At 65.0% G+C, this 23,331-nt stretch carries 22 protein-coding genes and 1 pseudogene; 13 read left to right on the top strand and 10 right to left on the bottom strand.

The window, feature by feature from the left end:
* The first annotated feature begins 14 nt into the window (after nucleotides 1-14).
* From DL519_RS08435 to DL519_RS08415, 5 genes are all read left to right on the top strand, one after another.
* A complete protein-coding gene (locus DL519_RS08435; protein WP_190813743.1) occupies nucleotides 15-1,571 on the top strand; it encodes an ABC transporter substrate-binding protein in 1,557 nt (518 codons plus the stop codon).
* Nucleotides 1,568-2,509, top strand: a complete 942-nt coding sequence (locus DL519_RS08430; RefSeq protein WP_223838566.1) for an ABC transporter permease — start codon at nucleotides 1,568-1,570, stop codon at nucleotides 2,507-2,509. The genes DL519_RS08435 and DL519_RS08430 overlap by 4 nt, the downstream gene beginning before the upstream one ends.
* Entirely contained in the window at nucleotides 2,506-3,300 is a 795-nt protein-coding gene (locus DL519_RS08425) for an ABC transporter permease (protein WP_223838565.1), read from the top strand. The genes DL519_RS08430 and DL519_RS08425 overlap by 4 nt, the downstream gene beginning before the upstream one ends.
* 5 nt (nucleotides 3,301-3,305) lie before the next feature.
* A complete protein-coding gene (locus DL519_RS08420; protein WP_223840231.1) occupies nucleotides 3,306-4,868 on the top strand; it encodes an ABC transporter ATP-binding protein in 1,563 nt (520 codons plus the stop codon).
* 62 nt (nucleotides 4,869-4,930) lie between these two features.
* Nucleotides 4,931-5,587, top strand: a complete 657-nt coding sequence (locus tag DL519_RS08415) for a TetR/AcrR family transcriptional regulator (RefSeq protein ID WP_190813739.1) — start codon at nucleotides 4,931-4,933, stop codon at nucleotides 5,585-5,587.
* Between the two features lie 9 nt (nucleotides 5,588-5,596).
* Here DL519_RS08415 and DL519_RS08410 read toward each other — a convergent pair whose 3' ends face one another.
* On the bottom strand, nucleotides 5,597-5,827 hold the full coding sequence (locus DL519_RS08410) for a hypothetical protein (protein ID WP_190813737.1): 231 nt from the start codon (nucleotides 5,825-5,827) through the stop codon (nucleotides 5,597-5,599).
* A 1,457-nt stretch (nucleotides 5,828-7,284) separates the two neighbouring features.
* Between DL519_RS08410 and DL519_RS08405 the strand changes: the two genes are divergently transcribed.
* A complete protein-coding gene (locus tag DL519_RS08405; RefSeq protein ID WP_223838564.1) occupies nucleotides 7,285-8,415 on the top strand; it encodes a tryptophan dimethylallyltransferase family protein in 1,131 nt (376 codons plus the stop codon).
* Between the two features lie 5 nt (nucleotides 8,416-8,420).
* The gene (locus tag DL519_RS08400; protein WP_190813735.1) at nucleotides 8,421-9,632 is read left to right on the top strand and encodes a pyridoxal phosphate-dependent aminotransferase; all 1,212 of its coding nucleotides are present in this window, start codon (nucleotides 8,421-8,423) and stop codon (nucleotides 9,630-9,632) included.
* Between the two features lie 84 nt (nucleotides 9,633-9,716).
* Here the strand turns inward: DL519_RS08400 and DL519_RS08395 are convergent, their stop codons facing one another.
* Nucleotides 9,717-10,142 (bottom strand): ester cyclase, encoded by a 426-nt coding sequence (locus tag DL519_RS08395; protein ID WP_190813733.1) that lies wholly within the window; start codon nucleotides 10,140-10,142, stop codon nucleotides 9,717-9,719.
* 463 nt (nucleotides 10,143-10,605) lie between these two features.
* Between DL519_RS08395 and DL519_RS08390 the strand changes: the two genes are divergently transcribed.
* From DL519_RS08390 to DL519_RS48495, 5 genes and pseudogenes are all read left to right on the top strand, one after another.
* Nucleotides 10,606-11,790 (top strand): cytochrome P450, encoded by a 1,185-nt coding sequence (locus tag DL519_RS08390; RefSeq protein ID WP_190813731.1) that lies wholly within the window; start codon nucleotides 10,606-10,608, stop codon nucleotides 11,788-11,790.
* A gap of 21 nt (nucleotides 11,791-11,811) precedes the next feature.
* Nucleotides 11,812-12,018, top strand: coding sequence for a ferredoxin (locus tag DL519_RS08385; protein WP_190813730.1), 207 nt, complete (start codon nucleotides 11,812-11,814; stop codon nucleotides 12,016-12,018).
* A 29-nt stretch (nucleotides 12,019-12,047) separates the two neighbouring features.
* Nucleotides 12,048-13,337, top strand: coding sequence for a styrene monooxygenase/indole monooxygenase family protein (locus DL519_RS08380; RefSeq protein ID WP_190813728.1), 1,290 nt, complete (start codon nucleotides 12,048-12,050; stop codon nucleotides 13,335-13,337).
* 179 nt (nucleotides 13,338-13,516) lie between these two features.
* Nucleotides 13,517-13,796 (top strand): annotated as a pseudogene (locus tag DL519_RS45905) (transposase); the annotation flags it as partial.
* 1,163 nt (nucleotides 13,797-14,959) lie between these two features.
* Nucleotides 14,960-15,082: a hypothetical protein gene (locus DL519_RS48495; RefSeq protein ID WP_263399602.1), complete on the top strand. Its 123-nt coding sequence runs from the start codon at nucleotides 14,960-14,962 to the stop codon at nucleotides 15,080-15,082.
* A 12-nt stretch (nucleotides 15,083-15,094) separates the two neighbouring features.
* On the opposite strand, the gene DL519_RS08375 is transcribed toward DL519_RS48495, so the two are convergent.
* Nucleotides 15,095-15,448 (bottom strand): FCD domain-containing protein, encoded by a 354-nt coding sequence (locus tag DL519_RS08375; protein WP_190813726.1) that lies wholly within the window; start codon nucleotides 15,446-15,448, stop codon nucleotides 15,095-15,097.
* 92 nt (nucleotides 15,449-15,540) lie between these two features.
* Nucleotides 15,541-16,842, bottom strand: a complete 1,302-nt coding sequence (locus DL519_RS08370) for an ISL3 family transposase (RefSeq protein ID WP_190812633.1) — start codon at nucleotides 16,840-16,842, stop codon at nucleotides 15,541-15,543.
* 310 nt (nucleotides 16,843-17,152) lie between these two features.
* Between DL519_RS08370 and DL519_RS08365 the strand changes: the two genes are divergently transcribed.
* Nucleotides 17,153-17,872: an IclR family transcriptional regulator gene (locus tag DL519_RS08365; RefSeq protein ID WP_190813724.1), complete on the top strand. Its 720-nt coding sequence runs from the start codon at nucleotides 17,153-17,155 to the stop codon at nucleotides 17,870-17,872.
* 43 nt (nucleotides 17,873-17,915) lie between these two features.
* Here DL519_RS08365 and DL519_RS08360 read toward each other — a convergent pair whose 3' ends face one another.
* The 6 genes from DL519_RS08360 to DL519_RS08335 are packed head-to-tail and all read right to left on the bottom strand — an operon-like array spanning nucleotide 17,916 to nucleotide 23,206.
* Complete coding sequence (locus DL519_RS08360) at nucleotides 17,916-18,404, bottom strand: nuclear transport factor 2 family protein (RefSeq protein WP_190813722.1); 489 nt, start codon at nucleotides 18,402-18,404, stop codon at nucleotides 17,916-17,918.
* Nucleotides 18,401-19,834, bottom strand: coding sequence for an FAD-dependent oxidoreductase (locus DL519_RS08355; protein WP_190813720.1), 1,434 nt, complete (start codon nucleotides 19,832-19,834; stop codon nucleotides 18,401-18,403). The genes DL519_RS08360 and DL519_RS08355 overlap by 4 nt, the downstream gene beginning before the upstream one ends.
* Nucleotides 19,835-19,843: 9 nt before the next feature.
* A complete protein-coding gene (locus tag DL519_RS08350; protein ID WP_190813718.1) occupies nucleotides 19,844-20,668 on the bottom strand; it encodes an SDR family NAD(P)-dependent oxidoreductase in 825 nt (274 codons plus the stop codon).
* A 35-nt stretch (nucleotides 20,669-20,703) separates the two neighbouring features.
* Nucleotides 20,704-21,105, bottom strand: coding sequence for a nuclear transport factor 2 family protein (locus tag DL519_RS08345; RefSeq protein WP_190813716.1), 402 nt, complete (start codon nucleotides 21,103-21,105; stop codon nucleotides 20,704-20,706).
* The gene (locus DL519_RS08340; protein WP_190813714.1) at nucleotides 21,102-21,887 is read right to left on the bottom strand and encodes an SDR family NAD(P)-dependent oxidoreductase; all 786 of its coding nucleotides are present in this window, start codon (nucleotides 21,885-21,887) and stop codon (nucleotides 21,102-21,104) included. Before DL519_RS08340 ends, DL519_RS08345 begins: the two co-directional genes overlap by 4 nt.
* Nucleotides 21,884-23,206 carry an MFS transporter gene (locus tag DL519_RS08335; RefSeq protein WP_190813712.1) on the bottom strand — a complete coding sequence of 441 codons (1,323 nt, stop codon included), beginning with the start codon at nucleotides 23,204-23,206 and terminating at the stop codon, nucleotides 21,884-21,886. The genes DL519_RS08340 and DL519_RS08335 overlap by 4 nt, the downstream gene beginning before the upstream one ends.
* Nucleotides 23,207-23,331: the final 125 nt, after the last annotated feature.

Genomic DNA, 23,331 nt, shown 5'->3' with positions numbered 1-23,331 from the left:
TGGAGAAACGCAGCATGCACGAATCCGGACCTGCTCGCGGCCTGAGCCGACGCGGCTTCCTGGGCCTGACGGCGGCGGGTTCCGTAGCGGTGCTCGCCGGCTGCGCCGGGCGAGCCGGAGTCGCAGCGGTCGGGCCACCGCGTCCCGGTGGCCGGTTGCGTGCGGCGTTCTCCGGCGGTGGCGCGGCAGAGGTGCTCGATCCGCACGAAACCGACCTCTACATCGAGATCGCCCGCGCCAAGGCGCTCTACGAGAAGCTCGCCGACTACGGCTCGGACATGTCCCCACAGCCCCGGCTGGCGGAGCGCTGGGAGGCTAGCCAGGACCTGCTGGCCTGGCGGATCACGTTACGGCAGGCGGCTTTTCACGATGGCCGACCGGTGCGCGCCGGTGACGTGCTGGCCAGCTACGCGCGGATCGTGGAACCGAGCAGCAGCCGACGGGCGAAGGCCAGCCTGTCGATGATCGACCTGCCCGGCAGCCGCGCGATCGACGACCGCACCGTCGAGTTCCGCCTCAAGCGGCCGTACGCGGAGTTCCCCAACGCGCTCGCCACCCTGGGCGCCTACATCATCCCGGAGGGCACGACGGACTTCGGCCGGCCGGTCGGCTCCGGCCCGTTCCGGTTCGTCTCCTTCGCGCCCGGTCGCAACTTCGTGGCGGCCCGCAACCCCGACTACTGGGAGGGAACACCGCACCTGGACGAGTTGGAGATCGTCGTGACCAACGACGAGGCGGCCCGGGTCAACGCGCTGCTGGGAGGCCAGGTCGAGTACGCCCACGACCTGGCCCCGACCAGCGCCCGCACGCACGAGAACACCGGCCGGGTGCGGGTGCACCGGCTGCCGCTGAGCAACTTCCACGGCCTGGTCATGAAGACCGACCGGCCGCCGTTCGACCGACCCGAGCTGCGCCAGGCGATGTTCCACCTGGTGAACCGGGACGAGCTGGTCAGGTCCGTGCTGCAGGGCTCCGGGCAGCTCTGCAACGACGTTTACGGCAAGGGCTACCGGTACTACGCCGACGCGCTGCCGCAGCGCACCCAGGACCTCGACAGGGCCCGTGCCCTGATCAAGCAGGCGGGCGCCGAGGGCCTGACGATCGACCTCGACACCTCCGGCACCTCGACCGGGCTGAAGGAGGCGGCGCTGGCCATCAGCGACCAGGCCAGGCAGGCCGGGCTGAACCTCAACGTGCGGCTGGGCAACAAGGACACCTACTGGTCCGACATCGCCAAGAACGGGGTGATGGCCAGTTACCGGTCCGGCGCGATGCCGCTGGAGTCGCACATCTCGCAGCGGTTGCTGACGACGTCGACGACGAACAACACCAAGTGGCAGCGCCCGGAATTCGACGCGCTCTACCAGGAAGCGCAGTCCACAGCGGACGATGCCCGGCGGGAGCAGCTGTACTTCCAGATGCAGGACCAGCTTTACCGCGAGGGTGGCTTCCTGTGGTGGGGCGTCTCCGACTGGATCGTGGCGTCGGCGCCGAACGTCGGCGGCATCGACGACCGGGCCCCGGCCAACACCGTGGACTGGGCCCGCTACGACAAGGTGTGGCTGGCGTGACCGGGTACGTCCTCCGGCGGGTGCTGTTGGGCGTGGCGCAGGTCCTCCTGGTGATGGCGGCGGTGTTCTTCCTGACCGAGGCCCTGCCAGGCGATGCGGCCGTGACGATCGCCGGTGACAACCCGGACCCCGCGATCATCGAGTTGCTGCGGGAACAGCTCGGTCTCGACGAGCCCGCGTGGCAGCGCCTCGGCGGGTGGTTGCTCGGCGCGCTGCACGGCGATTTCGGCCATTCGCTGGTGGGCCCCCGGGCCGTGGTCGACATCATCGGCTCGGCGATGGGCCCGACCCTGCTGCTGGCCGGGCTGACCCTCGCGCTGCTGGTACCGCTGTCGGTGGTGTTGGGCATGCTCGGTGCGCACCGCGAAGGAGGGCGGATCGACCGCCTCATCACCAGCGGCACCCTCGGCCTGTACTCGGCTCCGGAGTTCGCGATGGGCGTGCTGGTGGTGACCGTGTTCGCCGTGCAATTGGGCTGGTTTCCGCCCACCGCGGTCGGATCCGCCGGGTTGCTGGCCAACCCCGCGGTGCTGGTCCTTCCGGTGTTCGTGCTGCTGCTGCGCCCGATCTGCTCGCTGAGCAGATTGGTGCGGGCCGGGATGATCGACGCGCAGCGAGCCGAGTACGTGCGCCACGTCCGCAGGCTCGGACTTGCACCGGCCCGCGTCCGCTTCGCGCACGCGCTGCCCAACGCCATCGCACCGGCCGTGCAGCAGCTGGCCCGGACCACGGACTGGTTGATCGGCGGCGTGATCGTGATCGAGGCGATCTTCGTCGTCCCCGGTCTGGGAACCACCCTGGTCGAGGCGGTCTCGGCGCGGGATCTGCCGGTTGTCCAGGGCTTGGCGGTGGTGCTCGCCGGAACCACGGTGCTGGTCAACCTGGCGGCGGACATCGCGGCCCGCGCGCTGGCCCCGGCATCGGAGGTGGGCCGGTGACCAGGTACGCGCTGCCCGCCTTGCTCGTGGGCGTGCCGGTCCTGCTGGCGCTGTTCGGGCCGTTGTTCGCTTCCGGGGCCACGGCCAAGGACGTGGCCTTCGCGTTCGGCGGCGGGCACTGGTTTGGCACCGACTTCGTCGGCCGGGACGTGTGGAACGAGGTGTTACTGGGCGGGCGATCCCTGGTGCTGACCGCCGCGACGGCCACGGCCTGCACCTACCTGCTGGCGGTTCCGCTTGGACTGGCGGCGGGCATGACGAAGAGCCGCGTCCTGGACGAAGTGCTGATGCGGCCGCTGGACCTCGTGCTGGCGATCCCGTCGATGCTGATGCTGTTGCTGCTCGCGTCGATCGCACCCGACGCCACATGGGTGCTGATCGGCATCGTCACGCTGATCAACCTGCCGGACGTGGTGCGGATCAGCCGCGCGTCGGCGCTATCGCTGGCCAGCCGCCCCGCCGTCGAGGCGATGCGCCTGCAGGGCGAGAGCAGGCTGCGCATCGGCCTGGGCTACGTGGCCCGCGCGATGCGCCGGACGCTGGCCGCGGACCTGGGCACCCGCTTCACCGGCGCGATCTACCTGGTCGCTTCGGCGAGCTTCCTCGGCGTCGGGATCTCGCCCGCGGCCAGTGACTGGGCGGCGATGGTCGACCGCAACCGGACCGGCCTGTTCATCCAGCCGTGGGCGGTGGCGCTGCCCGCACTGCTGATCGTGCTGGTGTCGGTGGGCGTGAACCTGGCCTTCGACCGGTGGCTGCGCGATCGATCGACCGCCCTGGAGGCACGTTGACCGTCGTGAACGTCCGCAACCTCACCGTCGCCGTCGACGACCGCGAGATCGTGTCTGGGGCGTCGTTCGCCCTGGCCGCGGGTGAGGTGACCGCGCTCGTCGGTGAGTCCGGCAGCGGGAAGACGACCACAGCGCTGGCGCTGCTCGGTGAACAGCCGGCCACAGCGCGCGTCACGGGTCGCGTCGAAGTCGCCGGCTTCGAGGTGGATGCCGACCACCCGCCGGAACCCGGCCTCGTCGGCTACATCCCGCAACAACCGTCGGCGGCGTTGAACCCGGTCCGTCGCATCGGACCGGTGCTGCACGAGATCGCCCGCCTGCACGTCCACGCCGATACCCGCGCGGACCGCAAGCGGCTGGTGCGCGCCCGGTTGCTCGAAGCGCTGCGCCAAGCGCAGCTGCCGGATGGTGAGAAGCTGCTGCGCCGCTATCCGCACCAGCTCTCCGGCGGGCAGCAGCAGCGCGTCGTGCTGGCCCACGAGCTCATCGGCCGCCCGCGCGTCCTCGTCGCCGACGAGCCGACCACCGGGCAGGACGCGGTCACCCGCGGCCGGCTCGTCGATGAGCTGAGAGCCGTTGCGGCGCAAGGAATCGCAGTCCTGCTGCTGACCCACGACCTGGACCTGGTGCGAACACTGGCGCACCAGGTGCTGGTCATGAGCAGCGGCAATATCGTGGAATCCGGGCCGCGCCAAGAGGTGTTCGGTTCACCCCAGCACCCGTACACGAAGCGTCTGATCGCCGCGCAACCCGATCTGGCCGCCGCAGGGAGCCCCGCCGAGACGGGCGGACCGCTGGTAGCGGTCCGGGAAGTGACCGCTGGCCACGGCCGGGTGGACACGTTGCACGAGGTCACGCTGGACATATACGCTGGCGACAAGCTCGCGGTGGTGGGGCGTTCAGGCAGCGGCAAGACAACGCTCGCGCGCTGCATCGCGGGCCTGCACCCGTACCGCGCGGGTGAGATCCGACTGGGTGGCGAGACACTGTCACCCCGGCTCCGCAGACGCACGAGGGACCAGCTGGCCCGGATCCAGTACGTGTTCCAGGACGCCAGGGCGTCGTTCAACGAGTTCGTCCCGGTGCTCGACCAGATCGCCCGAACGGCCGAAAGGCTGCGCGGCGCAACGAGTCCGGCGGCCCGCAACCGCGCGATCGAAGGCCTCGCCCGCTTCGGCGTCCCGGAGTCCAGCGCAGCGTGCCTGCCCCGTTCCCTGTCGGGCGGGGAACTCCAGCGGGCGGCCCTGGTGCGCGCGTTGCTCAGCGAACCGGACCTGCTGATCTGCGACGAGATCACCTCGGGTCTGGACGCCGTGACCCAAGCCGAACTGCTCGAAGTGCTGAACCAGTTGCACCAGGACGCAGGCAGCGCGTTGGTGATGATCACCCACGACCTCGCGGTGGCGACGCGCCTCGCGAACCGACTCGTGATCGTGTACGGAGGAAGAATCGCCGAACACGGCGGAACCGCGGAGGTCCTCGCCAACCCGAAGCACCAGGCCACCGTCGAACTCGTCGAAGCAGCAACGAAAACCCAGGAGGTAGCGTCCCAGCGTTCTGCACCGTGACATGGGATCGGTCATGGCTATCCGATTGAACAGGTGAGTTCAGCTCGGATTACGATGCGGGCGTGAGCGGAGCCGACACTTCGGCGACGTCTGGGCGCAGCGCCACGCGCGGTCGCATCGACAAGCGCCAGGCGATCCTGGACGCGGCGATGCGGGTGTTCGCCCGCGAGGGGTATGCCAAGGCCGGGGTGGACCCGATCGCCGCCGAAGCGGGCGTCGCCAAGCCCACTGTGTACAACCACTTCGGTGACAAGGAGAACCTGTTCCGGCAGGCGATCGCCGCCGACTCCGACCAGGCGCTCGCGCGCAACATGGCTGTCGTCGAGCAGTTGCGCGGCGACGGCGAACTGCGGCCGACGCTGGAAGAGGTCGGATTCCGCCTGCTCCAGTGCTACTGCGACGACCGCTCCTGGGCGCTGCGCCGACTGCTCTACGCCGAGCTCGGCAGGTTCCCCGACCTGATCGACATCGTCCGGGGCCGCGCGGCGGACCGCGTCACCGAAGCACTAGCCGACCGGCTCGCCCGGCTCGTGCTGGCCGGCCGCCTGCGCAACTGCGATCCCGCTGAAGCCGCCGAGCAGTTCGCGGCGCTGCTCACCGGCCCGATGGAAGCGCGGGCCCGGCTGGGCACCCGGCAGGTCCCCGACGACGAGCTCCGCACCGTGACGGCGTCCGCGGTCCGCACGTTCCTGCAGGCCTTCGCGCCGGAGGCTGGCTAGGTCCGGCGATCACGGGCCGACACGTTGCAGATCCGCCGCGAGCGCGGGGAGTTCGCGGCGCACAGCGGTGTGCTCGTCGCCGGTGCCGAGCGCCTGCGCGAGCAAGAGATTCCGGCCGTGTTCCAGCAGCTCGACGGCCTGCTTGGGGGTGCCGTCGTGCACCGCGCAGGCGGCCATGTCGGCGACCAGGGCGGCGCGCACTGCGAGGCGGCCGCGCTGCATCCAGTGGCCCAACCGCACCGGGCCGTCCGCAGGTGCCAGTCGGCTCGATCAACTCGTCACGGGTCATCTCCTCGGGCGCAGGCACCCCAGCATCACAGCAGTCCCGAACCAGAAGATCACGCCGACACAGAAACCACACCAGCCCCAGCAGTCACAGACCGTTACGCCAGCACCGCTGTCACTACACACAGTGCACCGGCTGAATGTTTACCTTCAGATTCTTGCACATAAATGTCACGGGATAGGCCTTCTTCGCGTCCTGTTCCACACGAAGGATTAACGTGTATCTTACTGATTTTGGCTCGCGAAGAAGGCCGCTGCTTTTTTTAAGGAACTCCACCTGCATCCGAAGTTCGCGTAGTTCGTGTTCCTGCTCACGCAGCCGCGCCCGCTCGCTCACCGTCAGCGGCTCTTCCTCTTCCGGATTCCGTTTCCGGTATATTGCAACCCAATTTATGGGAGTGCCGGCGTTCAACCCCAACTCTCGCGCGACCGCCGCGACCGAGCGTGATCACCATTTTGACCGCTTCATCCCGAAACTCGAGAGAAAACGGCCGCCTACTCCGTGACACCTGATTCCCTCACTTTCCGGGTGTGATTCTAGTCGAACCACTGTCCGGAGGATCCGGAGCCCCTCAGCTGCGGAACTCCGGGAAAACGGTTGGCCTCCAATGTTCTTCAAGAAAAGGCTTGTACCCCGCCCACAACGCTAAACGCAACAGTGTTGGCCTTGACCGGCAGGCAAGATCACGCGTTCGCCGAGGATTCATCCGTTGGCAACACGGCTGACGCCAAACGACCAACGAGATCCGACGGCAGAATCAATATCGCCAGGTCAAGCGACTATTTCAGTCGGGTGAGCGCGACTCCCGCAATACGCAGAGCCACTCCGCTTACGCCGATCGGAGTATGCCAGACCGTACATAAAGGGGAAATTCACTGGTACAGATGGTCGATTGCGCGATCGTCCAGATTTGGGCAGTGTTTAGGCCGTCGGTATATACCAGCCGGATGATCAAGGTGAATGCTGATGCAATATGGGCCGATTTTGGCAACAATGTCGGCATGGCGCCGTGAAATCGAGTCACGCCAAAAATTCGCGTGGAGCAGTCGTGGTTGGCTGACAACTCGTCGGATCAGCGGCGATACCCTTTCGCGTCACCGCTTGAGGTTCCGTCACGAGACTTCTGACGAAGCCGATCCACGCCGCTTTCTCAGGCGTTAGCCCGCTTGCGGAAGCAGCGGATCGACTAGCCGGAAACCAACTCCTGCGACAGCGCATCAACCACAAGGCGTGATCTTTCAATAAACGCGACCAAGATCCAAGCGAGACGCGCTCAGCGGCTGGTATTGCAGTAGTCAGCGAGATCGCCCGAATGCGGCCGCGACTCGAGATGACTTCATAGCACATCGGACAACCTCAACCACTCATCAGATCAACCACCAATCACAACTGGACACACAGGAGAACCTCCATGGTACCTCCGATTAGTGGGCGTGCGGGACGGGCGACTGCTGGCTTCCGCGTCGACGCGGACAGCACCTTCCTGGACTACGGCGTAAGCACCGCTGCCAAGCTCCTGAAAGCAGCAGGGTTAGATGTGGCCACCGGCGAAAGCGTGCTACGCGACATGATCAAGCCTTGGGGTGCATGTCAGATCGGCCGTCAGCCGAGCTGGTACTCCGATGTATGTGCCGATGGCTCTCCACTCGAATTCTCGGCCGGCTTCACAGATTCTGGTGTCGGGGAGATCCGGGTATTGACTGAAGCGATTCCGGCGATACCGGACCCAGTCAAGGCTCAAATTGCGGCTCGGAAACTCACCCAAGTCCTGATCGAGAACCACGGTGCGGCGGCCGATCGACTCAATGCGGTAGCCGATCTATTTCTGCCGGCGAGGCCCTCTCTGGACTTCGCTATGATGCACGGGGTCATATTCAAAAAGAACAAGGCTCCCGAATTTAAGATCTATCTCAATCCGGCAGTCGATGACACGATGACCGCGTCTGAACGGGTTCGTTCGGCACTCGCCCGCTTAGGTCTGTCCCAAGCGTGGGCAGCTATCACCGATTACGCTCGGCGGGGATTTGACCTCGATCGGGTAGTGTACTTCGGCCTCGACCTCAGCCACGAGCCCGGTGCCAGGATCAAGGTTTATTTTCGCCACTACGACATTACGTCGACCGAGCTGGACACGGCGATGGCTACCGTCCAATCCCATCAGCCTGGAGCACTGGAACCGTTCTGCCGCAAATTGACCGGATTAGACGGAAGATTTTCGATCCAGCCTCTGGTTAGCTGCTTGACATTTACTAGTACGACCTGCATCCCGGTGGCCGCGACGGCCTACGTGCCGCTGTGGACCTATGCGGACAATGACCAGGAGATTCACGACCGCGTTCGGCAAACTATGTTAGATGCCAGCCTACCGGCCGATCGTTACTCCTCCCTTCTGCACGAGATTGCCGGGCGTCCGCTGGACGAGGGCTGTGGCATCCACACCTACGCGTCACTTCTCACCCATCGTGCCAGTTATCGCATGGTCCTGTACTGGTCAGCTGAACTCTACGATCGGCACCCGTCACCACGCTACCAAGACAGGTGATCACGATGACAAACCCAACGGTCGACTCCCTGTTTACGGACGCGAAAGTGAATCAAGAAGCACTTCGTCGCCGGTCGATGACCCGATGGGGCGCCAATCAACCAGATGTTATCCCGCTTACTGCGGCCGAGTCGGATTTTCCGGCTCCGCAGGTAGTGATTGACGCGATAACTGCTTTTCTCGAGGATGGTTATCTACCATACACTCCAACCGATGGAATGCTTGAACTACGGGAGCTGGTGGCGGTCGTCTCCGGCACACGTTATGGCATACGCGCCGAACCGGATCAGGTTGTCGTAACCGCGGGTACGGCCGCGGCCATCTGGATCGCGACGCAGGCGCTGTGTCAGGCAGGCGACGAGTGCATCATCCTGGATCCCGTCGACCTGTTATTCGGTCAAGCCGTTGACGCCGCCGGAGCGCGACGTGTGTACTGGCCCGTCGACAAGGTCACCGGACATCTCGATCCTGAGCAGCTCGAATCTCTGATAACACCACGGACCGCGCTTATTCTGCTATGTAACCCGCACAACCCGTTGGGCGTGTCTTTCCCCAGCGCAATTATGCGCGCCATAGGGGAGATCGCAGCAAGGTATCGCATCCCAATCGTCTGCGACGAGGTATGGAATGAAATCGTCTACGAGCCGGCCCGGCACGTCAGTCTTGCCAGTATAAACACCGATCCTGCACTGCAAGTCTACACTTTAATCGGTCCGTCGAAGACATTTGGCCTGCCGGGGCTGCGAATCGGGTTCATCATTGCGCCTGACGCTACTACCGCTCATCGTCTGCGGGCAACTACCCATCGGCTTGGCGCATCTCATTCTGTTACGCCACTAGCTCAAGTAGCTACCATAGCGGCACTTCAGCACGGATGGCCTTGGAGGGACGCTTTGTTGCGTCACCTGCGACGAATGCGCGATCATTGTGTGGGACGGCTGAATTCCATTCCAGGAATTTCTTGTAGATCCCCTGACTCCACTTACGTCCTATTTCCCGACATTAGTGCGTACGGGCTATCTAGTAGGAAATTTGCCGACGCACTACTGCAAACAGCGCGTGTCGCGACCGTGCCCGGCACGGCAGAATGGTTCGGTCCGGGCGCCGAAGGAAATTTTCGTATCAGTTTCGCGACGTCCTACTCTGTCATCGATCAGGCGTTGGATCGAATCGAGCAGTTCGATGCTAGAGCGGCTCGCCGTTCGTCTTTGACATGAGTGACCTCGTGGCGAGGCTGTTGGGATTATCACAGCACTGAGCGTGATAATCCCAACAAACAGCAGACAGGCGAGGTCCTCGCGTCAGAGTTCAGGCATAAGCCCCAACTGTGTCAGAATTTCCAGCTGGTCATAGTACAAACGCTGCGATGAAATGAGACCATCCGTCACGAGGAATACCTCAGCGTAGGATATTTCGAAAGCCTTGCCAGTTGGTGCGATTACCTGCCCGTTCGCGGAGACTAGATCGCCGGTATGCGTACCGCGGAAGATGCCTTCGTGAACTACGACCGAGCCTGCGACGTATTCACTGGTGAATTCAATACTGTTGTCTGGAGCTGCGCTGACCCAAATGTGCATGAATTGCTTGATACTGTCCCGACCCCGTGCTTCTGTGTTACCTGGGGTGATAATCACGCCATCATCGCTGTAGCATTGTACATACGTTTCAACGTCATTTGATCGCCATGCCTGCATATTTCGATCAACGATTTCTTTGGGGTTGACCACGGCATTGCCTCCACTGATCTAATTTGCGCCAGCTATGGGTCTGACTCTAAGTTTCTTGCACTCAAACAAGCAACAGTAATCCCGGATGTAAAAACGGCGTCCGAGCCAGGACTATATCGTAGCGGATATTCCGGGCGATGGATAGAGGGAAGGTGATGAGTAGTACGTGGGAAACCTGCTGGAATCCTATGCAGTGGACTCTATCAGACGTAGATCCGGTTGCCTAAAAGTGGCTCATTGAGCGCTGGCGGGTCCCCAGGGATCTGGGGCTCCCTGGGTATCTCAGCGTCGGATCACACTTGCCAACTGTCCATCACTACGCACAGCGACAACAAGTGGACACATATCGTGATCGTTCACCGGTTGACTTCGAAGAGTCTCAAAAATTCAGACCTTGGCCTTGCATGTGCAGAAGTAGCTCATCTAGTCTTATGCCATAGCTGCACGCGAGAACGGATGTCTCATGGACAAAAACGAGTTAGAATACCCACTGCCGCGTCTGGCTCCGTTGATTCCGCCGCTGGCGTACTCGAAACTACGCGATGAACCGCCTCGAATGGTCACGCTCAACACGAGCGGGCAACGAGTGTGGCTGATAACAAAATATGACGACGTGCGTGCGGTTCTTACCGATCGGCGTATGAGTTCCGATCACTCGACTCCGAACTATCCGCGGCTGCTCCCGGTGCCGCCGATCCCTGGGATGATGTCCTTCCTGCGGATGGATGATCCGGATCATGCTCGTCTGCGTCGTCTGCTCTCCCCGGAATTTTCCGGTCAACGGGTCAATAATCTGCGCCCGGTCATCCAGGCTACTGTGGACAGGCTATTGGATGAAATGGAAAAAAGCCCGGCGCCGGTGGACCTTGTCGAAGCTGTCTCGCTTCCTATGCCGTCCTTGGTTATCTGTCAACTACTCGGCGTGCCCTTCGAAGACCATGACTTCTTTCAGGAGACGAGTGGCACTATAGTCTCCGCTGTCGCCGGTCCGGAAAAAGGTGCCGCCGCGCTCGGCGAAATGGCCGCGTATCTCGATGACCTTGTCAGTCGACGGGAGAAGGATCCGACCGATGATTTGCTGGGTCGTCTGGCTGCTCGGGTCAAAAAGGATGAACTCAGCCACGACGAACTTGTCTCAATGATGCGGTTGTTGCTGATCGCGGGGCATGAGACCGTGGCCGGAGCTTTTAGCCTGAGTGTCTTCGCCCTTCTACGAGATGCCGACCAGCTGGCTATGTTAAAAGAAGATCCTAGTCTATTTAAGCCTGCTGTCGACGAGCTTCTGCGTTTCTTCACGGTTATTCAGGGTGACGGCCGAGTTGCCTCGGAAGATGTCGAGGTGGGTGGACAACTGATCGCCAAAGGCGATTCAGTAATATTCAGCCTACTGTCTGCCAATTATGACGAAAGCGTTTTCCCTAACGCGGCTACGATTGATTTGCATCGTGACGCGCGGCGACATTTCGCATTCGGCCTCGGTGTTCATCAATGTCTCGGTCAAGCGCTAGCCAGAGTTGAGTTGGAAATATCTTTGGCTAGCTTGTTCCGTCGTTTTCCCACATTGCGACTTGCGACCGAAATCGAGAATATTCCTTTCCGTGGTGACATGCTCGTATATGGCGCGTACGAAATGCCGGTGACATGGTAGCTTTGATTCGAGGGTGTTGAAATGAAGATAAAAATTGACCGTAACCTTTGTTATGGTACCGGCAGGTGTGCGGAAACTTTGCCAGAAGTTTTCGATCAGGATCCACGCGACGGGCTGGTGGTTTTACTTGTTGACAGCCCGCAGGCGGTTGATGGCGATGACGTGCGGTTTGCTGCCCAATTCTGCCCTTCAGGCTGTATCTCGATAGAGAATGACGACCAGGTTTAATTAATGATTGTTCGACCTATCGAATTGGAATGGGCATCATGATCGGTGCTGCTCGTAGTGCCACTATTGTCGGCGCCGGCCAGGGAGGGCTTCACCTGGCGTATGGGTTAATGGCCAGCGGTTGGAAGGTTCGGCTCATCGCCGATCGCACCCCTAGCCAGTATATGAATCTTGGCGCTTTATCCGGTCACATGCTACAACAGCGTTCGATTGCCAAGGAGCGAGCCGCAGGTATCGATCTATATGATTCGTTGATCAACAACTCAGCGTGCGGGGTGGACTTTGCCCTAAGTGCCAACGGCGTCGACATAGATATGCACTTCCAAGGCGACTTCGAGGCTCCGGCCATAGCAGTGGACACGCGCTTGAAATGTTCACGCGCCCTGGAGACATTCATCCGTCGCCAGGGAAACGTGGTCTACCACTCCGCCAGCGTGAGGGACTTGGAAGAGTGGGCCGAGCAGGACGATGCGGTGTTCGTCGCAACAGGTAGGGGGGCTCTGTCCGGTCTATTTGAACTGGACGAGGCTCGCACCGTCTACGAGAAGCCGCAACGAGAACTGCTGTTGCTTATTGTTCGTGGAATACAGGCTCCCAGAGAGGAGAACGTCGGCCGTATCAAGTTCTGTTTCAACCCCGAACACGGCGAACTCTTCTATGGCCCGCAGGTCCATTTTACCAACACGCCGGTATACCAGGTGCTCGTCGAGGCTCGTCCCGGCGGCGCGATGGACCGCTTCGCCGGGATCAGCGACGGAGAGCAGGCATTGAAGGTTGCTCAGTCGCTTTTTGTCGACTTCGCAGGTTGGGAGGCCGACAATGTCAGCGGAATGCGGCTAGCTGATCCGAAGGCATGGCTGCGCGGAGCGGTGCGACCGCTCGTCCGTAAACCGGTCGCGACGCTGCCCAGCGGTCGGCCTGTCTTTGGAATTGGTGACGTGCTCATGGTTTTAGATCCTGCTGCGGGACAAGGAGGTAACGCCGCTGCCTGGGGGATCGACGACTTGCTCAAGGGCCTGCGCGAACTGGATGGCCCAGTAGTGCGGGATTGGTACGAGGACCGATTCGAACAGTTCTGGGAGCGCGAGGGGAGACATTTCTCGACGTTCTCGAACATGCTCATCGAGCCTCCGAACGAAGCGATTCAGGCCCTATTTGGAGCGTCGTTGCGGTCCCGTGCGGTCGCGGACCGCTTGGTCTCGACCTTCGCGCATCCCAAGGTCCTGATGTCCTACATTGACTCCGTCGAATCGGCCGAGCGTTTCGCTCGCGAAGCCGAACAGGGTGTTCGTCTGCAACCGCCTTTGTCGTCCTCGTGAAGTGCCACCAGGCTGCTTAGTGCTCCAACAGTACTTTGAGATCTTTGCTGGTCGGGGTGGTGTGGGGACGGGTGCGGCCACCGCCTGATCATGGTGTTTGTGAGGACACCAAAGATCAGGCGGTGGCCGCTGCCGTCAGCGTAGATCTTGCCGGGTGGCGGGTGATGTTCGAGTCCATGATGTCTCGGGTGGCTAGCCGGTTCGTCCGTGTTGAGCCGCGTCGGACAGCATTCGCGTTTGTGCCGGGTCTTCTGGCCGGTCTGCCCCGCATGAACTGCTGGACGATCTCCGAGCATGCCGGGGATACCACGCCGGATAAGGTGCAACGCTTGCTGTCTCGGGCGGTGTGGGACGCCGACGCGGTACGCGATGACATCCGGGCGGATCGCAGTGCAACGACTGGGCGCCACGGACGCGATGCTGGTGGTCGATGAGACCGGAGATGTCAAGAAGGGCACGAAATGCCGAGTTCGGCATTTCGTGCCTCATGACGAGCGTGCGGTAATGCCGAAAGGGCTTATGTGACCGTGCGTAGCCCGGGTGCTCTGTCTCGGTGCTCGTGATAATTCCTGCTGGCCCGCGACATCGTGATCCATGACGCCTCCCGTCTTGTGGGTAAGTGCCGAGGAGACGGAGGCGTTATGAGGCGGATTGTCGTGAAGGGGCCGCTGGCCGCGTTTGCGGACGGGTTGCGTCGTGACTTGGTCGGCCAGGGATACGCGCTGGACACGATCTGTGATCACGTGCATCTCCCGGCCGACCTGCGTGACTGGCTCGAGAGTCAGGGGATGGACGCCGCCGATCTCACCGGGCAGGTGGCCGAGGAGTTCCTGCGTGTTCGCCGGGCGCCGGGTCGCCGGATTGGTGTCACACACCGCGCGAAACCTGTAGTGGGCAACTCAATCACCGCTCCGCCCGCAAAAAATCTGACACTCTCGGACAAGAAGGTGACACCGCATACCTTGCGGCATTCGGCGCGATGCGCGACAACGCCTCGGTTGTCTCGGGGAGCGCAGCGAGATCACGGCTTCGCACCATGTGCTGGAGCGCGGCGATGACCGCCTCTTGGCTCGCTGCCTGCGGACCTCTCAGCGAACTTGTCATCAAGCTCCACTTCGTTCGGGCACATCGGTGACAGGTGACAGGGTGCGGCCGGTCCGGCCGCTTTGGCATCCGCCGAACGGCGGTGTCCGGTCGCCCGGCACCCGCCCGGCCGGTGTCGTTCGCCGATCGGTGCAGTGGAAATGCCTGGAGCGCATGCGGAAACGCGAGGTCGGTCCGGAGGTGGCAGGTGCTGCCGCGCCGAGGTTAATCGCTTGACCGACCCGCCACCGTCCGGCAGATCGAGGTGTAATACCTTAACCTCGAGGTTGCTTGGAGAACCCGTGCCTGGCGAACCCGGCTCGTTGACAGACGATGCACGTCGATGAGGAGGCCGAAGATGTTCCGCACGAACACGCCGGGCACCCCGAGCGGTCTTCGCCGCGTTGCCCGCCGAGCCCTCTCACCGCATCCGGTTGGACTAGTCGGTCGAATTAGCACAGTGGACTGATTCGGATTCCCGGCCCGGTGCACGGGAATTCGCTGCTCCGTCGATGGAGAGTTGAGAGGAAGGAAACGCGGTGTCGATTCAAGAATCCAATGTGGAGGACCTGGAGGGCGCGGAGCACGCGTCGAGCGAACTCTCCGCGTTCGAGGCGGAATTCGATCTGGACGAGAGCCACCTGGTGCGCGGCTACAACTGACGCGCTGGTCGGTCAGCTCGTCGGCTGGTGGGGGCCGAGCACCCGGCGGGTGTAGGCCACGTGGTCCCGCATCAGCTGCTCGGTTCGAAGCACATCCCCATCCAGCACCGCGTTGAGCAGGTCGCGGTGCTGATCGGCTGCGTGGCGCAAGCCGCCCTCGTGCGCGAGCGCCACGGTGCCGAACAGCCGGGTCTGGTCGCGCAGCCGGGCCACGTTGTCCAGCAGGCGCTCGGCGGCCACGGCCTGCGCGGAGTAGATCTGGTTGGGGCTGATGCGGCCGGTGACCAGTGAGGTCCGGATGCGGCGGTGCGCCCGTTGGGGTGGGCTGCGCACGCTGAGCCGCCCACCGGAGACCGCCTCGGTCATGCGTCTGGCCCCTCTGTTGCTGCTGCGAACTTTCGGTCATTGTCGCACGCAAACCGGAAATTTTTGGCTCTTCTGCTGCTTCCGTGGGTGGGTTAGGCGCGTCCGGGGAGGGTGGGTCGGTGGCCGCCGAGGGCGAGCATGGCGAGAGCGATGAGTGCTTGGGGGCTGCGGAATCCGAAGGCGATGCGGGTGAGCAGGCGGATTTTGGTGTTGGTGGATTCGATGAGTCCTTGGGAGAGGCCGTGTTCGAGGGCGGCGTCGATGGGGGCGCGGTGTTTGGTGATCTTCTTGGCGAGCTCGACGAAGACGGGGATCTGGCAGCGCCGTGCCCAGGAGGTCCAGCGGTCCAGGGCTTGTTTGCCTTGCTCGCCTTTGGCGGTGAAGACGTACCGGAGTCCTTCTTTGAGCAGGTAGGCCCGGTACAGGCGGCGGTCGGTGGTGGCGATCCAGGCCAGCTTCGCCTGCTGGTTTTCGGTGAGGTCTTCGGGGTTTTTCCACAGCGCGTAACGGGAGTCTTTGAGCTTCTTGGCTTTCTCGTGCCCGGGACGGGCCGGGGAGTCGGTGGCCGGGCGGCCCCGGCGGCGTGTGCCTTCGGTGCGGGCCAGGGCGCGGGCGTCGTTCCAGGCCCGTCGCCGTTCGGCATCGAGTGCTTCGGTGGCCCAGGCGACCACGTGGAAGGGGTCGGCGCAGCGGATGGCCTTCGGGGCGCGGCGGGCGACGGTGTCGGCGATCCACTGGGCCGCATCGGCGGACACATGCGTGATCTCCGCGGCGCGCCTCTCGCCGAGGGCGTCGAAAAACCGGTTCAGCGTCGCGGAATCGCGCCCCGGCGCGGCCCACACCAGCCGCCCGGTGTCGTGGTCCACCACCACCGTCAGATAGCGGTGATGCTTCTTGTAGGAGATCTCATCGATCCCGATCCGCCGCAACCCACCGAACCGGTCACTCTGGGTTTCGGCGTCGGCCCACACCCGGGCCACGATCGCACCCACGGTGCGCCAGGCGATGCGCATCAGCTCGCATACCGCCGATTTCGAGGAGCGCACCGCCAGCCACGCCACCGTGTCGTCGAAAGCCAAGGTGTGCCCGGCGCCATGACGCGCCCACGGCAGCCGCGCCACGGTGGGCCCGTGCTCCCGGCAGCGCACCCGCGGCGCGGCGGCCTCGAGATGGACCTGGATGGTGCCCAGGTCCAGGGCCCGCCACCGGCGCCGTCCCTCGCCCCGGTCATACCGCCAGGACCAGCGGCCACACCGGCCGCAACGGCCGCGCCCGCCCTTGCGCGGGCGCACGTGCACCATCACCCGTTCCGCGGCCTCGTCGAACTCCACATCCTCGATCACCGTGCGCCTGTCGACGCCCACCAGAGCACGCCATAAACTGGCCTTCGGCACGCCGTTCTCCGTCCCCTCGGTTCCTGACCTTCGACAAGCCAGAAACCTAGACGAAGCAACGGCGTGCCCCGTCTCCGGGCCTAAAACAGCAGCTCACATCACCCACGGATCAGTCACAAGAGCCAAATTTTTGATGTAACTCCTCGCACTCCGCCCAAGGTTGCACCGGAACGGGAGTCGCGGCGTCCCGTCCTGTGTGGACATTGGAATTCCGTCGAGCGCGATCGTCCGGGCAGGCACCGAAACCCTGCGCCCGGCCCGGTGTGGCTAGGATTGCCGGGTAAGCGCGACCAGCACGGCAAGGCGGCGGATGAGCGTGGCAGACACCCGAGGATCCTCGGTTGCGGGTGCCCAGACCCTCGACCGGGGAATCCGCATCCTCTGGCACTTGGCCGAGCGGCCGAACGGCGAGTCGCTGACCGAGATGGCGCGCTCGCTGGGGATCAACCGCAACGCGCTGCACCGGATGCTGGAGGCGCTCGCCGCGCACAACCTCGTCCGGCGGACCGAGGACAAGCGGTTCCACCTCGCCCACGGGCTCGTGGAGCTGGCATCGGCGGTGGACAGCGATCTGCGCGGGCTGGCGTACCCGATAATGGCGGGGCTGGCCGACTCGGTCGACGCGACGGTGCACCTGATGGTGCCGATCAGCGATGTCGAGGTGCAGGCGGTGCTGGTGGTCGAGCCGCGGCTGGCCGCGGCGCACATCGCGTTCCGGACCGGGCAGCGCCACCCGGTAGACCGGGGCTCCGGCGGCATCGCGATCCTGGCGGGCCGCCCGGCTCGCGACGACGATTCGGCCGAGGTGATGGCGGCTCGCGAGCAGGGCTACGCAGTGTCCACCGGGCATGTGATCCCGGGCGTCATCGGCGTTTCGGTGCCGGTGGAGACGCCGTCGACGATGTCGGAGGTCAGCATCGGCGTTTCTCTCGTCGACCCGGACGCGGTTGCCCAGGTGGCGCCGCAGGTGGTGAAGGCGGCCCGCGAGCTCAGCGCCCAGCTGTTCGCCTCGCGCTCGCGGGTGCGCTGATCCGGGTGCGCGGCCGGGTCGGTCGCGCACCCGCGACCAGGCGTCACGGCCGGTAGACCGGGTCCGTCCCGTCCCGCCGGGAGCGGACCCAAGCGGGGTTCAGGCGGTCGGTGATGCGTTCCGCGCGGAACTCGTCGAAGACCACGACGCGGTCGGCGATCCGCCACCGGCCCTCGCGGCGCTCGAACCTGTCCACGTAGCGGCACCGGATGGTCGCCAGCTCCTGGTCGGACGCGCCGTCTTCCGGTGCCTGCCTGAGATAGCAGAGGCAGTACGACTCGACTTCGGCCGTGTCGTCGTCGGTGAAGTCGATGAGCACGTTGCTGATGAAGTGCTGGGACGAGTCGATCGTGGCGTGCCGCCGCCGGATGTCCTCGACCAGCCCGCTCACCGGCCCGTGGTAGCTGCCGTGGTTGTCGATGGCGTCGGGTAAGTAGCAGTCCCGGATGCCGTCGTAGTCGAGCCGGTCCACCGCCCTCGCGTAGCGGTACAGCACCTGCTCGATGGCGACCCGATCGTCCGATTTGGTCATTCGGTGCTCCCAGCCTCGTTGAGCCGTCGTGCTGCTTCCAGCCCGGCGAGCCGGCCGAGCACCAGGGCGTGGGCCACGGAATTCCCGCCGCCCACGTATCGCTCGCCCAGGATCCCCCCGGCTGCCTCGCCCGCCGCGTACAAACCCGGAACCACCTGACCTCCGGTGTCGAGCACGCGGGCGCGGCTGTCGATGCGCAGCCCGGTGTGCGTGCACACCAGTTCCGCCGGGAGCATTCGGACCGCGTAGAACGGACCGGTTTCCACCGGGGGCAGCCGCGGGTCGACCTGCTTTGCGGCCAGCGACTCGTGCCGGAGGAAGTCCTCATCGTGTCCCCGCCCGAACAGGGCGTTGAACCGCTCGACGCTGCGGACCAGGTTGGCGGCCGGCACACCTATCCGCGCGGCGAGCTTGGGCAACGTCTCGGCGCACCGGACGACGCCCTTGTCGACCTCTTCGAGGACCCGGTCCGTGGACCAGTCGGCGTACCCGGGCGGTATGCCGGTGCGGGCCGCTTCGTCGAAGACCGCCCAGACGAATCCGCCGTGATCCTTGAGGATTCCGGGACTGACCGCGTACGGGGCGTCCTCGTCCATGCACCGGTGGCCGTCGGCGTTGACATGGATCCTCGACGCTGGCGGGAATCCGCTCTGCCAGTGGTGGAACCGCTGGAACTCGGCGGTTACCAGCAGCAGGCCCCAGCCGCGGCCGAAGAGCGACAGGCCGTGCCGGTCGGCCAGCGCGATGTGATCGCCCCGGCTGCCGGGGGCGGCGACCACGAACAGGCTGTCGCCCGCGATCCCGGCATCCGGGAAGTACTCCCGCACCAGCTCGGGGTTCTGCGCCAGCCCACCGCAGGCGACGACCACCGACGGCGCGGTTACCTCCGCATCGTCGACGACCACCCCGCGCACCGCCGATCCGTCGCGGAGCAGGTCGGTGGCGCGGCTGCCGAGGGCGAGATCGACCTTGAGCCGCTGGCGGGCGCGGTCCAGGGCCTGGACGAGTCCGTACCCCTGGTCCTTCGGCACGTGGCCGCGCCAGACGTCCTCGACGCCGGCGCGGGTCAACCCCGGCATGTGGGCGTTCCGGGACAGCTGGGCGGGAATCTCGACACCGAGGTCGAGCAGCCAGTCGATGAGCGTGCCGGACTGCTCGCAGAACATCCGCGTCGGACCGGGCAGCACGCGCCACTGGTTGAGGTCCATGTAGTGCTGGAACATGCGTTCCGGGGAGTCCTCGACGCCCAGCGACCGCTGCACGCCGGTGGCCGCGGCGGTCAGCATCCCGGCTGAGAGCTGCGTCGATCCGCCGATCTCGGCCTCGGATTCCAGCACCAGCACGCGCAGCCCCTGCTGCGCCGCCGACACCGCCGCCGCCAACCCGGCGCCTCCGGCGCCGATGACGACGAGGTCGTAGTCGTAACTCATGGATCTACCTCAGCTGTGTTGGGAGCCGCCGTCGACCGGGATCACCGTGCCGGTGACGTACCGCGCGCTGTCGGACAGCAGGAAGTACAGGGCGCCGAAGACCTCGATGGGCGCGCCGACCCGGTGCAGCGGCACGGTGCTGAGCGCGCGGTCGAGCGCCGCCGGGTCCTCCCGTACCCACCGCGTCATCTCGGTGTCGACGAAGCCGGGCGCGATCGCGTTGACCCGGATGTTGTCCGAGCCCAGTTCCACGGCCATGCAGCTGGTCAGGTGCCGCACGGCGGCCTTGGACGAGTTGTAGGCCGCCCGGGTGGCCCGCACCCGGACTCCGGCCACCGAGGCCATGTTGACGATCGCGCCGCCGCCGTTGGCGCGCATGTGCCGGGCCGCGGTCTGCGCGCCGTAGACGACGCCGTTGACGTTGACCTGGTAGGTGGAAGTTAGCTGCTCCGGCGGGATTTCGGTGAACTCGGCCTGCGGGAAGATCCCCGCGTTGTTGACCCAGAAGTCGAGGCGACCGAACTCGTCGAGCGCGGCGCGCAGCAGGCCGTCGTGGTCGGCGGGGTCGGTGACGTCGGCCCGGTGGCCGACGACCCGCCCGCCGTCGGTGATTTGTCCGTTGACCTGCTTGGCGACCTCGGGCGCGCCGGTGAGGTCACCGGCCACCACGTTGATGCCGCGCCGGGCGAGCTCGGTGGCGAAGACCGCGCCCATGCCGCGACCCGCACCGGTCACGACGGCGACCTTGCCGACGAGTTCGGGGTAACTCGCGGAGATGGGGCTGTCGTCCGCGCGCGTCGGGTTGGCCTGGTCGTTGGCAGTCGGTGCCGTCATGGGGGATTCTCCAGGTGTTCGCAGGAAGGGGTGGTTCAGTCGCGGGTGACTACCCGCTCGGCGATCCGCCAGAGTCCGCCGTGGCGGACGAAGTGGTCGTCGATGGTGGTGACCCGGTCGATGGCCACCGCGTCGGAGTCGCCCTGCCGCGTGGTCCGCACGATCAGCAGGTTGGCCTTGACGTGGCATTCGTCCGCGCTGACCTCTCGGTCGATGCAGACGTTGGTGACGATGTGGTGGGCCCGGGGGTTGTTCGCGGCGAAGACGGCGGAGAACTCGGTGAGCGCCTCCCGGCCGCGGACGGGCTCGGGATAGGTGGGGGAGCGGAACACGCCGTCGGGGGTGAAGGTCTCGGCCCACTGCTGCGCCGCGCCGCCGTCGATGGCGTGGGCCTGCCTCCCGAGCAGGTTCAGGATTTCGAGCAGCTGACCGGTCACGAGGCGTCCTCGGACAGGGCCGTGGTGATGCGGTGGTAGATGCCGCTGGACACCAGGCCGCCGTCGACCACGAGCTCGGTGCCGTTGATGTAGGACGCCTCGTCGGAGAGCAGGAAGGCGACGGCCCGCGCGACCTCCTCGGGCGAGGCCACCCGACCGGCGGGAACGGATCGGAGGCTCTCGTCGACGAACCGGCTGTCACCGGAATGCAGCAGGGGGGTGTCGACCAGCCCAGGGTGGACGGAGTTGACCCGGATTCCCCCGGCCGCGAACTCCAGGGACGCCACTTTGGACAGTCCCCGCACGCCCCATTTGCTCGCCCCGTAGGAAGCCGAGAAGTAGCCGACCATCCCGGCGATCGAGGACACGTTGACCACCGACGCGTCACCGGCCTGCGCCAGCGGACCGGCGAGGAACTTCATGCCGAAGAAGACGCTGGACAGGTTGATGTCCACGACCCGGCGCCAGTCGTCGACCGACGTTTCGGCGATGCCCTTCCGGAAGCTCACGCCGGCGTTGTTCACGAGCCCGTGCAACGCCTTCCCGCCGAGTGTCGCCGCGAGCCCTTCCCAGGCGCCGGGGTCGGCCACGTCGAGCTGGTGGGCCCGGCCGGTGCCGCCCGCCGCGGTGATCTCGTCGGCGACGGCGCGGGCGGCATCCAGATCAATGTCGGCGACCAGCACATCCGCGCCTTCCCCGGCGAGACCGAGCGCCTCCGCCCGGCCCATGCCGCTGCCGGCGCCGGTCACCACAATCTGGCGATCGCGAAACCTGGCTGTCATAGTGCGAGTTCCCTTCCCTTGGTCTCCTTGAGGAAGAACGAGGTGGCGAGGCTGATCAGGGCGCAGGCGACGAAGTACCCGGCAGGGGCGAGCTTGTTGCCCGTCGAACTCACCAGCAGCGTCGCGACGAACGGCGCGGTGCCGCCGAGCAGCATGTTGGTCACGTTGTTGCCCAACGCGATTCCGCTGTACCGGAAGCGGGCCCGCAGCATCTCGGCGTACGTGGCGAACGAGACGCCGTTGACCACCGAGACGCAGATGAACAGCACGCCCGGGCCCAGGATCGCCAGCGGCGCGGGACCGTCGGCCATCAGCATGAACATCGGCACCCCGAGCAGCGCCCCGGCCGTGGAACCGCCGATGAACACCGGTTTGCGCCCGACGCGATCGCCGAGGTACCCCGAGATCGGTAGGGTGATCACGCCCAGGACCATCGCGATGCAGGTCGCGGCGAAGGCGAACTGCGGCGAGCGCTGCCCGGCGGTCTGCAGATACGTCGCGGCGTAGACAGAGGCGATGTAGTAGCCGCCGGTGATCAGCGCGCCGAGCAGAATAATGGTGAGGATCTGCCGCCACGCGGTCGAAAGCAGCGCGAACAGCGGGACCTTCACGACCTCGCTCTGCTGCTGGACGCTCGCGAACTGCTCGGTCTCGTCCAGCGAGTTGCGGATCCACAGCCCGACCAGGCCGATGACCAGGCTCAGCAGGAACGGGATGCGCCAGCCCCAGGCCGCGATCTGCTCGGCCGACAGCCCCGTGGTGAGCGCGAGCGCCATCAGGGAGGCGCATAGCGAGCCGATGTAGGTACCGGAGTTGACCATCGACGTCTGGAAGGCGCGCCACTTGGGCGGGGCGTGCTCGGAGACGAACGAGTTGGCGCCGCCGAGCTCACCGCCGGCGGCGAAGCCCTGCAGGCATCGCGACAGCGTCAGCAGCGCGGTTGCCCAGACGCCGAGCGTGGCGTAGGTGGGCAGCAGGCCCATCAGGGCGGTGGCCACCGCCATCAGCAGGATCGTCCAGGTCAGCGCCTTCTTGCGGCCGTACTTGTCGCCGATGTGACCGAAGAAGATCCCACCCGGCACGCGGAGGAAGAAAGCCACGGCGAACGCGGCGAAGGTGCCGAGCAGGGCCGCGGTCGGATCGTCATCGACGAAGAAGTGGGCGCTGACCATGGTCGCCATGTAGCCGTAGATGCCGAAGTCGTAGTACTCGACGACGGTGCCCAGGATGGCGGCGCGGATGACCTTGGCATGAGACTGCGCGGGCCGCGCGGCCGCTTGGTCGGCGGGTGCGACACCTTCGGTGGTGGAATTCGCCATTGAATGTCCTTCGGTGCGGTCCTCGCGGCCTCGTCCGGAACGGATGAGCGCAGATGTTCAAATAGTGAGCTACGTGCTCATTAATTGGGAGTATATGGATCGGCTGAGCCCTTTGGCAATGGTCC

The organism is Saccharopolyspora pogona (genome assembly GCF_014697215.1).
In the GTDB taxonomy this organism is placed as follows: Bacteria; Actinomycetota; Actinomycetes; order Mycobacteriales; family Pseudonocardiaceae; genus Saccharopolyspora; species Saccharopolyspora hattusasensis.
This window is presented reverse-complemented; position numbering and strand designations above follow the sequence as displayed.

Coding starts and splice junctions, on each gene's coding strand:
- DL519_RS08435 (WP_190813743.1), top strand. CDS start 15: ATGCACGAATCCGGACCTGCTCGCGGCCTGAGCCGACGCGGCTTCCTG.
- DL519_RS08405 (WP_223838564.1), top strand. CDS start 7,285: ATGGTACCTCCGATTAGTGGGCGTGCGGGACGGGCGACTGCTGGCTTC.
- DL519_RS08400 (WP_190813735.1), top strand. CDS start 8,421: ATGACAAACCCAACGGTCGACTCCCTGTTTACGGACGCGAAAGTGAAT.
- DL519_RS08390 (WP_190813731.1), top strand. CDS start 10,606: ATGGACAAAAACGAGTTAGAATACCCACTGCCGCGTCTGGCTCCGTTG.
- DL519_RS08385 (WP_190813730.1), top strand. CDS start 11,812: ATGAAGATAAAAATTGACCGTAACCTTTGTTATGGTACCGGCAGGTGT.
- DL519_RS08380 (WP_190813728.1), top strand. CDS start 12,048: ATGGGCATCATGATCGGTGCTGCTCGTAGTGCCACTATTGTCGGCGCC.
- DL519_RS08375 (WP_190813726.1), bottom strand. CDS start 15,448: ATGACCGAGGCGGTCTCCGGTGGGCGGCTCAGCGTGCGCAGCCCACCC.
- DL519_RS08365 (WP_190813724.1), top strand. CDS start 17,153: ATGAGCGTGGCAGACACCCGAGGATCCTCGGTTGCGGGTGCCCAGACC.
- DL519_RS08360 (WP_190813722.1), bottom strand. CDS start 18,404: ATGACCAAATCGGACGATCGGGTCGCCATCGAGCAGGTGCTGTACCGC.
- DL519_RS08355 (WP_190813720.1), bottom strand. CDS start 19,834: ATGAGTTACGACTACGACCTCGTCGTCATCGGCGCCGGAGGCGCCGGG.
- DL519_RS08350 (WP_190813718.1), bottom strand. CDS start 20,668: ATGACGGCACCGACTGCCAACGACCAGGCCAACCCGACGCGCGCGGAC.
- DL519_RS08340 (WP_190813714.1), bottom strand. CDS start 21,887: ATGACAGCCAGGTTTCGCGATCGCCAGATTGTGGTGACCGGCGCCGGC.
- DL519_RS08335 (WP_190813712.1), bottom strand. CDS start 23,206: ATGGCGAATTCCACCACCGAAGGTGTCGCACCCGCCGACCAAGCGGCC.